Here is a 12,940-nt window from a genome sequence, read left to right as displayed (position 1 = left end):
CATGCCGCTCACCTTCACTTCATTCCAAACAGGATCCACAAAATCGCCAGCGCATTACCGAGCACGGCGAGATTCACCAGCCATTGCAGCACATAGCGGCAACGCAAGTTGGGCACGTAATCACGCAACACATCGCGTACGCCCAGCCAGGCATGCATCAGCATGCAGATAAAAAACCACAGACTGAGCAGACGCCACCACCAGGGTGAAAATACCGCGACCCAACCGGCATAGTCTGCCGGCGCCAGCCAACACACCCGCAGCCAGAACAGCAGCAGACCCAGGGCCATAGACAGCGCGCACAGCCGCTGTGTCAGCCATAAGCGCATGCCCGGGTACTTTGCGGTCAGTAATTCAAAAAGCATGGCTGCAACTCATTTTGCTGGCGTATTCATTTTGGGCGCATCTACCAAATGGCATAAATCACAAACAGCATGGTAAAAGCCACCATGCCCAGCACCACCCGGCTGGAGAAACGCGCCTTTTGCAGGCTGGTCATCCAGTGCACATCCATGGCCAGGTGCCGGATCCCGGCATAAAAGTGATGAAAAAAAGCCCAGGCCAGCCCGGTCAACAGCAGTTTTACCGGCCATTGCTGCAACTGGGTTGCCACTGCCAGGTAACCCTGCTCATTACGCAGCGACAGGTACAGCGCCCATAGCAATAAGGGCTGCACCAGGAATAACACCACACCACTGGCGCGGTGCATGATAGACACCACGGCATTGACCGGCAGGCGGATGGTGAACAGATTCAGGTTTTTCGGCCGCTGTTTTTTTTGCTTCTTAACTATCATGTATCGCTACCAAGCTGCCTTTAAACCTGTTTTGCCGCACGCGCGACCGCGCCGGACACATAAGCCATCAGGCGCGGATCGAACGGTTTGGGGATGATGTAATCCTTGCCAAAACTCAGTGACTGCAGCTGATAGGCGTCTAACACCTGTTGCGGCACCGGCTCACGCGCCAGGGCACTCAAAGCACGCGCGGCAGCCACCTTCATTTCTTCGCTGATCTGGGTCGCCTGTGCATCGAGTGCGCCACGGAACAGATAGGGGAAACACAAAGCATTATTCACCTGGTTGGGGAAATCACTGCGCCCGGTCGCCATGATCGCGTCATCGCGTATGGCATAGACCTGGTCAGGCAGGATCTCAGGGTCAGGGTTTGCCAGTGCAAAAATGACAGGCCTGGCCGCCATATCCGCCACCAACTCAGGTGGCAGGCCATTCTTGGCAGACACCCCTATAAACACATCGGCACCCGACATCGCGTCAGCCAGGGTTTTTACCTGGCCTGAGGTGATGGCCAATGCGCGGTTGTTATCATGCAGATCGTCACGCGCCGTATCCAGCACGCCTTTGCGGTCTACCATGGTGATATTGGTCGCCCCCATCAGTTTGAGCAACTTTGCACACGAGCAGCCTGCTGCACCCGCGCCCAGAAACACTATTTTGGCAGCCGGCAAGGTTTTGCCCTGCAGCTCGAGCGCATTCAGCAATGCAGCGGCGACGATCACCGCCGTGCCGTGCTGGTCATCGTGAAAAACCGGGATATCCAGACGTTTTTTCAACTCATTCTCTATATAAAAACAGTGCGGCGCTGCGATATCCTCAAGATTGATACCCCCGAAGGTAGGCGAAATATTCACCACCGTCTGGATAAACTCATCCGGCGTTGCGGCATTCACCTCGATATCAAACACATCAATGCCGGCAAAGCGCTTGAACAATACCGCTTTGCCTTCCATCACCGGCTTGCCTGCCAGCGCCCCGACATTGCCCAGACCCAGCACCGCAGTACCATCGGTGATCACTGCGATCAGGTTACCCTTATTGGTATATTTATAAGCATTGGCCGAATCTGCTTCTATCTCACGTACCGGCTCAGCCACACCCGGGGTATAAGCCAGTGAGAGATCCAGTTGTGTCGTACAGGGTTTGGACGACTCAACGCTCAGCTTTCCCGGTTTGGGAAACTGGTGGTAATCCAGTGCGCGTTTCTTTAAATCGTCCATTGTTTTTCCTTAATATTGCCTTGGCTATCTGTATAGAATCATTTAAAAAACTTCAGCAGCAAGGCGAATGAGCGCACACAGTGCGAATAGCTCGGCAAGCGAGACTCAACGCCGCTGATGAAGATTTTTTAACCATTACAATTCCATTCATATCGAATGATTTAAAAACTTCAGCAGCAAGGCGAATGAGCGCAGACAGTGCGAATAGCACGCCAAGCGAGATTCAACGCCGCTGATGAAGATTTTTTTAACCATTACAATTCCATTCATACCGAATGATTTAAAAACTTCAGCAGCAAGGCGAACGAGCGCAGACAGTGCGAGTAGCACGGCAAGCGAAATTCAACGCCGCTGATGAAGATTTTTTAATCATTCAAGTTCGCTCATGTAGTGATGGTCGTCTGTCAGACACAACCCGAACCGCCACTCCATAGGCTTGTCACCATAGGTGAATGACACGCGCTCTATACTCAGCAGCGGATACCCTTCTTTCAAGCCCAGCGCCTTGGCCACTTCGGCATCGGCAGCCACTGCCTTGATGCGTTCTTCGGCGCGTATCATGCGTATGCCAAACTGTGACTCGTACATGCTGTACATGGAACCATTGCTCTCTTCGACCTTGGCGCGGTTCAGGCCTTTGAATGGCGCGGCGGGCACTACTATATGGTCGTAGATCAGCGGGCGACCGGAAAAGGTCAGCAGGCGTTTTACCTCTATGGTGGTCGCGCCGGCTTTGATTTCCAGTACTTTGCCTATGTGCGCGTTAGCCTTGCTTTTGATACAGGATAGAAATTCGTTCTGCAGTAATTCTTTCTGGCCGTTTTCTGCGGTCAGCCGCAAAAAACGTAATTTCACATCATCCTGGTTATGGGTGGCGACAAAGGTGCCCTTGCCCTGGCGGCGGATCAGGATGTTTTCAGTGGCCAGGCTATCTATGGCTTTGCGCACGGTGCCCTGGCTCACTTTATAACGCTGCGCCAAGTCTATCTCGCTGGGGATCATGTCGCCAGGCCGCCATTCGCCACCTATCAGGCTTTGCGTGATCAACACCTTGATCTGGTCATATAAAGGTCTGTAACTCGCCGATGCAAACTGCTTGTCCATGAGATGAACGCTCCAGATAAACGCTTTATTTATTTCAATAGGCGGAAAAAACGCCTCCGCCATGCTTAATTAATTTATACCACAGACAAAACTCAGATGTCCACTGTTTTATATCTTATATAAGACATAAGATATTCGTTGACAGACAAAATTTTATCATCAATAATTCAGTGAAAGCTCCTTAAGCAAGGGAATAAACAATGTCCTACCCACTCAGACCCAGACGCTCCATGCTGTATGTGCCAGGGTGTAATACACATTATCTGGAACGTGCACGCACGCTGGCAGCAGATTCAGTCATTCTGGATCTGGGTGACCCTATCTTGATAGATGCCAAATTGCAGTCGCGCGACAATGTCGTGCAGGCGGCCAGGCAAGGCGGCTATGGCAAACGCGAGGTGGTGATACGCGTCAACGACCTTGATTCACTCTGGGGCCATGACGATATACAGGCAGTCGCCAATGTGGGCGCTGACGCCATCCTGTTTCCCAATATAGAGTCGCGTGAAGATGTGTTGCGCGCACAACAGTTGCTCGATGACGCAGGTGGCAGCCACGTGCCCATGATGGTGATGATAGAAAGCCCACTGGCGGTACTGAACGCCAAGGAGATCGCGGCCGCTTCCGAGCGCGTGATCTGTATGGTGATGGCGACTTCTGACCTGATCTCGCAGCTGCATGCGCGTGTTACGCATGAGCGCTCGGCTATCCTGACTTCATTATCGCTGGTGATACTGGCAGCGCGTGCCTATGGTAAAGGCGTGATCGATGGCATCACCAGCGATTTCAAGAACATGCATTCGTTTGAATATGCCTGCCGCATAGGCCGCGATATCGGCATGGATGGCAAGTCACTGGTGCATCCGGCACAGATCGCTTACTGCAATGACGCCTATACGCCGCAGCGCAGCGAAGTTGAACATGCACGCCTGATCATCAAGGCTTTGAAAGAAGCCAATGAAGCAGGCCGCGGCACGGTGGTGGTCAACGACAAACTGGTGGAGCACCACCATATCAAAGCCGCCCAACGCCTGATCCAGCTGGCAGAAGCCATCAGCGAGCTGGAAGAGGAGTTTATCTAATGACCCCGCCCCTATTGATCGCTATTAAAGGAGGACACCATGCAAAGTAAAATCCATGCAGGCCGTTTCTTCGAAGACTTCAAGCTGCACGAAGTCATCCAGCATGCAACGCCACGCACCATCACTGCCGGCGATAGCGCGCTTTACATCGCTTTAACCGGCGCACGTAACCCACTGCACTGCAGCGCGCCGCTGGCCCAAGCGCTGGGCTACCCGGCAACACCGGTAGACGACCTGCTGGCATTTCATATCGCGTTTGGCAAAACCGTGCCGGATGTGTCTGTCAATGCCGTGGCCAACCTGGGCTATGCCGATGTGCGTTTTCTGCAGCCGGTTTATGTGGGCGACACACTCACCACCTCGAGTGAGGTGATAGGCCTGAAACAGAATTCCAGCGGCAAAAACGGTGTGGTGTGGGTGCGCTCTACCACCCTCAACCAGCAGCAGCAACCGGTACTCAGCTGGGTGCGCTGGGTGATGGTACAAAAAAGGAACCACGCAGCGCCGGCACCGGAAACTGTGATCCCGGAGCTGCCGGAGTTTGTCGCGCCCGAATCACTGGCAGTGCCGGCCAACTTCAAATTACACCCTGACCTGGCCACCGCCACCGCTGGCAAATACTGGTGGGATGACTATGAGGTGGGCGAATGCATGCGCCATCCGGCTGGCCTTACCATCAACGAAAGTGACCATACGCTGGCCACCCATCTGTACCAGAACAATGCACGCCTGCACTTTGACGCGCACCTGATGAAAAGCACGCCACAAGGCAAGCGCCTGGTCTATGGTGGCGTGGTGATCTCGGCTTGCCGGGCATTGAGTTATGAAGGCCTGGAAAACGCTATTTCTATAGTAGCGATCAATGGCGGCACCCATGCCAACCCGAGTTATGCCGGTGACACCATTTACTGCCTGACCAAGGTGCTGGACAAATGGTCGCTGCCACACCCTGAACTGGGCGCATTGCGCCTGCGCATGGTGGGCGTGAAAAACATGCCACCCACCACGCTGGAGAACATCAAAACCACGCATGGCTACCACCCGCATGTGGTGCTGGACCTAGATTACACAGTACTTATTCCACGAAAAGGAAATTGATTATGGCTGTACATCCGAATCAGGCATTGTTTGGCGGTGAGAAACCGTTTCCAGTGATCCCGGCCTGTGAACATTTTGCTGGCAGTGAAAAACTGATTTTAAAGGCATTGTCGCTGCAAGACCCGGCTCACCCGAATGGTGCAGGCCCGGTATTCGATATCACCTGCGATTGCGAAGATGGCGCTGCCAGCGGGCAGGAGCAGGCACATGCCGAAATGATAGTACGCGTGCTGAATTCTGCAGCCAACCAGCACAGGATGGCCGGTGCGCGCATTCATGATTACACCCACCCGCACTGGAAAAAAGACATTGATATCCTGGTCGGCGGTGCCGGCCAGGTATTGAGCTACCTGACTATCCCCAAATGCACGGATATAGAGCAGGCACGTGAAATGATCGCCTATATCCAGCAGGTAGCCAGCCAGCATGGTATACAGCGCGAGATTCCGGTGCACCTGCTGATAGAGACACACGGCGCGCTGCGCCAGGTGCACGAGATCGCGCAGCTGCCCTGGTTGCAGGTGCTGGATTTCGGCCTGATGGACTTTGTCAGTGCGCATCACGGCGCTATCCCAGCCAGCGCCATGCGCAGCCCCGGCCAGTTCGACCACCATTTGCTAGCGCGCGCCAAAAGCGAAGTGGTGTCTGCCGCGCTGGCGAATGGCGTAGTGCCTGCACATAACGTCACCCTGGACCTGAAAAATGCCGAGGTGACTTACAGCGATGCCTACCGCGCCCGCAATGAGTTCGGCTTTATGCGCATGTGGAGTATTTACCCGACGCAGATACAGGCGATCGTCGATGCCATGAAACCTAATTTTGACGAAGTCAGTGATGCCGCCAATATCCTGCTCACCGCACAAGCGGCTGACTGGGGGCCTATCCAGTATGCCGGCGAGTTACATGACCGCGCGACCTATCGCTATTTCTGGGAAGTGCTGCAAAAAGCCAAGCAAACCGGTGTTGCGATGCCGGCAGAAGCCGAAAAAGCATTTTTTTAATATTTTAGCCACAGAGGACACAGAGAACACAGAGAAAACAGAGTGCTCACAGAAAAGATGAAAGATTCCTGTTCTGCTTGATCAGCAAGCAATTCAATCCTAGTGAGCTCCAAGTGAAAGTGCAGGCAATTTTAATCAGTGTTCGCTTTTTTCTCTGTGTCCTCTGTGTTCTCTGTGGCAAAAAAAAGGATTTAGTATGCAACAAACAACTTCAGCAGGCGCACGCTTTCGTGCTGCGCTGGCGGCAGAACAACCATTACAAATCATAGGTGCCATCAATGCCTATCATGCCATGCTGGCGACCCAAAGCGGCTTTAAGGCTATTTACCTCTCAGGTGGCGGTGTGGCGGCGGGCTCACTGGGTTTGCCTGACCTGGGGATCTCTACCCTGGAAGATGTGCTGATCGATGTGCGCCGTATCACTGACGCCGTAGACACACCTTTATTGGTGGATGTAGATACCGGCTTTGGCGGTGCTTTCAATATCGCACGCACCATTAAAAGCGTGGCTAAAGCCGGCGCTGCCGCGGTACACATTGAAGACCAGGTCAGCGCCAAACGCTGCGGCCACCGGCCGAACAAAGCCATCGTCAGCCTGGATGAAATGGTAGACCGCGTGAAAGCAGCGGTGGATGCCAAGCCTTATGACAATTTTGTGGTGATGGCACGCACTGACGCCCTGGCCGTGGAAGGCCTGCAATCTGCCATAGACCGCGCCTGCGCTTGTGTAGAAGCCGGTGCCGACATGATATTCCCGGAAGCGATGACAGACCTGGACATGTACCAGCAATTTGTTGCAGCCGTAAAAGTGCCGGTACTGGCAAATATCACAGAATTCGGCTCTACCCCACTCTTTACTGTAGATGAACTGGCCACGGCTGGGGTGGGCATGGTGTTGTATCCCCTCTCCGCTTTCCGTGCCATGAACCAGGCTGCGCTCAAAGTCTATCAGGGCGTGCGCCAGGATGGCACGCAGAAAAACGTACTGGACCTGATGCAGACACGGGCCGACCTGTATACCCATCTCGGCTATCACGCCTTTGAAGAAAAACTCGACGCCCTGTTCAAGCAATAAGGGCCTGCAGGAGATCATGATGAATACCCCTACTGATACAACTACCGCCACTGAAGCGCCCAAACGCAAGAAAGGCGTCGCCCTGGCCGGCGTGGCGGCTGGCACCACGGCCATTTGCACCGTGGGCCACAGCGGCAATGACTTGCATTACCGCGGTTACGATATTATCGAGCTGGCTAAACACGCCAGCTTTGAAGAAGTCGCCTATTTGCTGATCTACGGCGAGCTGCCCAACCAGGCACAACTCACGCAATATCATCAAAAGCTCAAAAAGCTGCGCGGCCTGCCCAGTGCACTCAAAGCCGTACTGGAACAGATTCCTGCCGGTGCACACCCTATGGATGTGATGCGCACCGGCTGCTCCATGCTGGGCACGCTGGAACCGGAAGCCAGCGACAGAGACACTGCCGGTGCCCAGGCCCTGGGCGACCGCCTGATCGCCTGCTTCGGTTCCATGCTGGTCTACTGGTATCACTATAGCCAGCGCGGCGTACGCATAGAGGTAGAAACTGACGATGACTCAATCGCTGCGCACTTTCTGCATATACTGCATGGCAAAAAACCTACGGAGCTGCATATCAAAGCCATGAACACCTCACTGGTGCTGTATGCGGAACATGAGTTCAACGCCTCTACCTTTACCGCCCGCGTGATCGCCGGAACCTTGTCTGACCTGTATTCGTGTATCACAGGCGCGATCGGTGCCTTGCGCGGCCCCAAACACGGCGGCGCCAATGAAGCCGCCATGGAGATCATAGAGCGCTACCGCAATGCGGATGAAGCCGAAGCTGACATCATGGCGCGCATGGCACGCAAGGAGATCATCATAGGCTTTGGCCACCCGGTGTACACCATTGCCGACCCGCGGAACGAAGCGATTAAGGAAGTCAGCCGCTCACTGGGGCAAGACGCCGGCAACATGCAACTGTTTGATATTTCGGCCCGCATTGAAGCCACCATGTGGCGCGAGAAAAAGATGTTCCCCAACCTGGATTGGTACAGCGCCTCGAGCTACCACCTGATGGGTATCCCCACCGGCATGTTCACACCTATCTTTGTCATCTCACGCACTACCGGCTGGGTCGCACATGCCATTGAGCAGCGTATAGATAACAAGATCATACGTCCGAACGCTGAATATAACGGCCCGGATAACAGACCGTTTGTGCCATTAAACCAACGTTAATTTTAGCCACAGAGAGCACAGAGGACTCAGAGAAAAAACTGATTCTTTTGCCTTTCTCTGTGAACTCTGTGTCCTCTGTGGCTTAACTTTTATTTGAAAGAAAACTTACATGTCAGCACATATTTCTAACGTCCGGCCGGACCCCGACCAGGTCATCGTCGATATCGCCAACTACGTGGCAGATTTTGAGATCGACTCGGCCGAGGCCTATGACACTGCCCGCAACTGCCTGATGGATACCCTGGGCTGCGGTTTTGAAGCGCTGGATTATCCGGCCTGTACCAAATTACTGGGGCCAGTGATCGCAGGTACCGTGGTGCCGAATGGCGCCAAGGTACCAGGCACCGCTTATCAGCTGGACCCTATCCTTGCGGCATTCAATATCGGCGCCATGATACGCTGGCTGGATTTCAACGACACCTGGCTGGCCGCCGAATGGGGCCACCCTTCAGACAACCTGGGCGGGATCCTGGCCAGCGCCGATTATATTTCACGTAAAAACGTCGCCGAAGGCAAAGCAGCGCTGACCATGAAAGATGTGTTGACCGCGATGATCAAGGCACACGAGATCCAGGGCGTGCTGGCGCTGGAAAACAGTTTCAACCGCGTCGGCCTGGACCATGTGATCCTGGTGAAGATCGCCTCGACTGCTGTGGTCACCAGGCTGCTGGGCGGTAACAAACAGGACATCATCAACGCGGTTTCCAATGCTTTTGTCGATGGCCAGAGCCTGCGCACATACCGCCACAGCCCGAATACAGGCTCGCGCAAGTCGTGGGCGGCTGGCGATGCCACTTCACGCGCGGTGCGCCTGGCGTGGATGACGCTGCAAGGCGAGATGGGCTACCCGAGTGCACTCACCGCCAAGACCTGGGGTTTTTATGATGTGTTGTTCAAAGGCAATGCGTTCAAATTTCAGCGTCCTTACGGTAGCTATGTCATGGAACAGGTATTGTTCAAGATCTCTTTCCCGGCAGAGTTTCATGCGCAAACAGCCGTGGAAAGTGCTTTCCAGCTCAACCACGAAGTCGGGCACAGACTGCAATCGCTGAATGACATCGCCAATATAGACAAGATCGTCATCACCACTCATGAATCGGCGATACGCATCATTGATAAAAGCGGCCCCATGAACAACCCGGCTGACCGCGACCATTGCTTGCAATACATGGCGGCAGTAGGTTTGCTGAAAGGCAGCCTGACCGCACTGGATTATGAAGATGCCGCCGCGGCTGACCCGCGTATCGACGCCCTGCGCGACAAAATGCATTGTGTAGAGAAAGCGGAATATACGCGCGATTACCTGGATCCGGAAAAACGCTCAATCGCCAATGCGATCCAGATCTTCTTTAAAGATGGCAGCCAATCGAGCAATATCGCGGTGGAATATCCTATCGGCCACAGACGCCGCCGTGAACAAGGGATCCCGGAACTGGTGAAGAAATTCAAAGTGAACCTGGCACGCCGTTTTAACGCCGAAAAGCAGGCCGAGATCCTCAATTTGTGCCAGGACCAACAGCAGCTGGAGAATACACCTGTGCACCAGTTTGTGGATATGCTGGCGCTTTAATCCATCAACTTTTAAAGCAGAATGTTCTGGGCACCTGCGGGTGCCCAAATTTTAGCTGTAGCAAATAGAGAGCAAAAAAAAGCGACCCGGAGGTCGCTTTTTTAACATCAACAGGGATTAATCTGTGATGAGTTTTTGCTGTGACAGCAAGTTAGTAATGATAGCTGCATCGTTAGATTGACCACTTACCAGGTCTACACCTGTCAAGACAATTTGCTGCGTTGTCTGGCCACTGCTAAAGCTGCCTGCAAACCCACCATTAGAGCTGATGTGGATAACAGTGTCGCTACCTGATTTTTCGAAGTGCAGGTAGTTCACCAGGTTAGTGCTATTTTCACCTTGCAGCAAATCACGCACATCCAGGATATCGCCACCTTGAGACACTGATGCCTTGTTGAAATCAGTGATAGTGTCGCGCGCAGGGTTACCAGCCACGCCATCATCACCTCTATCCCATTTGAACACATCCACACCTGCACCACCGGTTAAAGTATCGTTACCTTTACCGCCGATGAGGATGTCATTGCCTTCACCACCGTTCAAGGTATCGTTACCGGCACCGCCGCGCAGAATGTCATTACCGGCACCACCGTTCAAGGTATCGTTACCAGCTAAACCGTAGATGATATCGTTACCAGAAGTACCGTTCAGCGCAGTGCCATTAGCTGAGTTATCATTTCCACTAGTACCAGTAATGATATGTGCATTGTTGCTGTTGCTCAACAGATCAAGGCTGACCAGATTAGCCGTGGCCGCAGTGTCACTCAGATTAGTACTATCTGTCGCAGTGATAGTGAAACGCTCCAGTGCATTCACACTCACAGCGTTGTCTGTTCTGATGGTAGACAAGAACTCGTTTAACTTGAGGTTATCGATCGTACCATTATCCAGCGCGCTGATAGACAACTCACCTTTGACACCGATCACGCCCAGCAAACCACTTTCGTTGTAGGACACTTTCAGGCCCAATTCAGCAGCCACTTCTTGAGAGTAAGTCAGCAAATTACCACCCAGCGCCACACTCAGCAATGCTCCGGCAGTCACCGTCACATTAGTGATGTTGTTGTTCACATCTCTCGCAGTGAATGCCTGACGGCTGGAGAAGTTCAGCAAATCAACATTCAACAGGCCAGGAATGGTCAACAACCCTGCTGCATTGACACCAGCGCTTACATCAGGCGCCACTTGTGGGATCGCATTGATCTTAGTGACATTCACGCTCAATGTTGCAGAACTTGTATCGCCATCTCTGTCACTCAAGGTGTATTGGAAATCGGCCACACCAGAAACAGAGGTGTTTTTAGGCGTGAAGACGAAAACACCGTCATCCATATCTAAAACCAGGGTGCCTTTTGCAGTAGTGATTGTCAACTTGTGGTTTGCTGAGTCATAACTACTTCTGTCAGTACCACTCACAGAGATGGCAAAAGTTTTTGCATTGAAGGTGTAAGTCGTGCCATCAATTGACACCGATTTCACGTAACCACCATCTGCACCAAAACCACCATTTGTCACCAGGCTACCAGTGATTGAAGCTGAGACTGTCTCGCTCAATACATCATTCAGCTGGTTGAAGTCTGTGACTTTGATGCCGCCTGTATTAGTACCAGTGTGACCATCATAAGCAATAGGATCCAATTGGGTAACTGTTGTATTCTTACCTAATCCAAGCGCATAGGACTTGATATCGTATTTATTCAGGAAGTCAGTCCATATTTTCTCTTCATTAGGCTGAATACCAGCGTCCGTACCATTTCCATTTTCACGGCCAGATAAGTCAGAATCACCACCCAGACCGCGGTTTGGTTCACCATCGGTAAAGAAGTAAGACACAGTCTGTGCATTATCCAATTTACCACCTGACTCATAAGCCTTCATCGCAGTATTCAGCGCTGAGTCATAGTTTGTGTTGCCATCAGGAGACAAAGTATCCAAATAATCATTGGCTTGCTTAACAGTCAACCATGTAGTGCCCAATTGTTTGGTCTGATCAAGACCGGCAAACACAACCAGCGCAACTTTCACATCACCCAAATTATCATAGCTGGCCAGCAAGGTTTTAATTGACTGGATAGCGCTTGCCAGGCGAGTGCTGCCATCTACACCATCAGTGCCACGCATACTGCCAGAAACGTCCAATGTGATCATTACATTGGTATTGGCCGAGTTTGTTGCATAGACAGTCTGGTTGGTGGCAATTGGTGAGTCATCTTCAACCGTCACTGGCAAGGTGGTGGTTTGTGTCACACCATTCACCACAGCTTTTACACCGACATTGGTAATCACAGTATCTTCAGTCGTTTTATCCGGATGATCTACTGGAGCACTCAGTGCGATTTTGTAACTACCATTGTTATCAATAGTCACAGTCAGCACTTTTGTGTTTCCTGCCGAACCAGTCAATGTCTTGCCATCAGCAGACAAGGCCCAAGTCACAGCTACACCACCAGAGGTGATTGCAGGGCCTGTTGGGGCTTCTAAAGACCATACTGCACCGCTATTAGTAGCACTGCCACCATTAGAGGTATTCAAGCTGAATGTGCCTGTCGCTTCCACTGCGTTTGTTGTATCAGTGTTACCGCCAGTGTCTTTCAGACCACCAGCAAGACCTTCTTCAGACACAGCCGTTTTGCTACCAGTAACCAGCGTCAAGCCACGATCGTTGTCGATAATCGTACCCACACCGCTCTTGTCACTCACAGTCAATGTCAGTGTTTCGTTTGGCTCAACGATCGTGTCGTCCACGGTCGGGACAGTCACAGCAAAGCTGCTCACACCGGCAGGCACAGTAATCTTGCCTGTCAATGC

Annotated in this window: 11 protein-coding genes; 6 read left to right on the top strand and 5 right to left on the bottom strand. The window is 52.6% G+C overall.

All coding sequences use genetic code 11. The features are described 5' to 3' along the window. Positions 1 to 14 precede the first annotated feature (14 nt). The 4 genes from sdhD to ACFQ1Z_RS01920 all read right to left on the bottom strand — a co-directional run bounded on the left by sdhD (position 15) and on the right by ACFQ1Z_RS01920 (position 3,120). Complete coding sequence (gene sdhD, locus ACFQ1Z_RS01935; protein WP_379055096.1) at positions 15 to 365, bottom strand: succinate dehydrogenase, hydrophobic membrane anchor protein; 351 nt, start codon at positions 363 to 365, stop codon at positions 15 to 17. A 41-nt stretch (positions 366 to 406) separates the two neighbouring features. Beyond that, the gene (gene sdhC / locus ACFQ1Z_RS01930) at positions 407 to 796 is read right to left on the bottom strand and encodes a succinate dehydrogenase, cytochrome b556 subunit (RefSeq protein ID WP_379055094.1); all 390 of its coding nucleotides are present in this window, start codon (positions 794 to 796) and stop codon (positions 407 to 409) included. 20 nt (positions 797 to 816) lie between these two features. Then, positions 817 to 2,016: a malic enzyme-like NAD(P)-binding protein gene (locus tag ACFQ1Z_RS01925; protein ID WP_379055092.1), complete on the bottom strand. Its 1,200-nt coding sequence runs from the start codon at positions 2,014 to 2,016 to the stop codon at positions 817 to 819. A 369-nt stretch (positions 2,017 to 2,385) separates the two neighbouring features. Continuing rightward, on the bottom strand, positions 2,386 to 3,120 hold the full coding sequence (locus tag ACFQ1Z_RS01920; protein ID WP_055831433.1) for a GntR family transcriptional regulator: 735 nt from the start codon (positions 3,118 to 3,120) through the stop codon (positions 2,386 to 2,388). Positions 3,121 to 3,320: 200 nt separating this feature from the next. Between ACFQ1Z_RS01920 and ACFQ1Z_RS01915 the strand changes: the two genes are divergently transcribed. The 6 genes from ACFQ1Z_RS01915 (at position 3,321) to ACFQ1Z_RS01890 (ending at position 10,132) form a co-directional block, all read left to right on the top strand. Continuing rightward, complete coding sequence (locus ACFQ1Z_RS01915) at positions 3,321 to 4,202, top strand: HpcH/HpaI aldolase/citrate lyase family protein (protein ID WP_379055090.1); 882 nt, start codon at positions 3,321 to 3,323, stop codon at positions 4,200 to 4,202. 39 nt (positions 4,203 to 4,241) lie between these two features. Continuing rightward, entirely contained in the window at positions 4,242 to 5,300 is a 1,059-nt protein-coding gene (locus ACFQ1Z_RS01910) for a MaoC family dehydratase (protein ID WP_379055088.1), read from the top strand. Positions 5,301 to 5,302: 2 nt separating this feature from the next. Continuing rightward, complete coding sequence (locus ACFQ1Z_RS01905; protein WP_379055086.1) at positions 5,303 to 6,301, top strand: HpcH/HpaI aldolase/citrate lyase family protein; 999 nt, start codon at positions 5,303 to 5,305, stop codon at positions 6,299 to 6,301. Between the two features lie 196 nt (positions 6,302 to 6,497). Beyond that, positions 6,498 to 7,376 carry a methylisocitrate lyase gene (gene prpB / locus ACFQ1Z_RS01900; RefSeq protein WP_379055084.1) on the top strand — a complete coding sequence of 293 codons (879 nt, stop codon included), beginning with the start codon at positions 6,498 to 6,500 and terminating at the stop codon, positions 7,374 to 7,376. 19 nt (positions 7,377 to 7,395) lie between these two features. After that, a complete protein-coding gene (gene prpC, locus ACFQ1Z_RS01895) occupies positions 7,396 to 8,562 on the top strand; it encodes a bifunctional 2-methylcitrate synthase/citrate synthase (protein WP_379055082.1) in 1,167 nt (388 codons plus the stop codon). 109 nt (positions 8,563 to 8,671) lie between these two features. Continuing rightward, the gene (locus ACFQ1Z_RS01890) at positions 8,672 to 10,132 is read left to right on the top strand and encodes a bifunctional 2-methylcitrate dehydratase/aconitate hydratase (RefSeq protein ID WP_379055080.1); all 1,461 of its coding nucleotides are present in this window, start codon (positions 8,672 to 8,674) and stop codon (positions 10,130 to 10,132) included. Between the two features lie 117 nt (positions 10,133 to 10,249). Here the strand turns inward: ACFQ1Z_RS01890 and ACFQ1Z_RS01885 are convergent. Next, the coding region (locus ACFQ1Z_RS01885) for a type I secretion C-terminal target domain-containing protein (protein ID WP_379055078.1) at positions 10,250 to 12,940 on the bottom strand (2,691 nt) is incomplete at its 5' end.

The sequence above is a fragment of the Methylophilus luteus genome (genome assembly GCF_042676265.1).
Classification (GTDB): Bacteria; Pseudomonadota; Gammaproteobacteria; order Burkholderiales; family Methylophilaceae; genus Methylophilus; species Methylophilus luteus.
The sequence above is the reverse complement of the archived record's forward strand: the minus strand, read 5'-3'. Positions and strand labels throughout refer to the sequence as shown.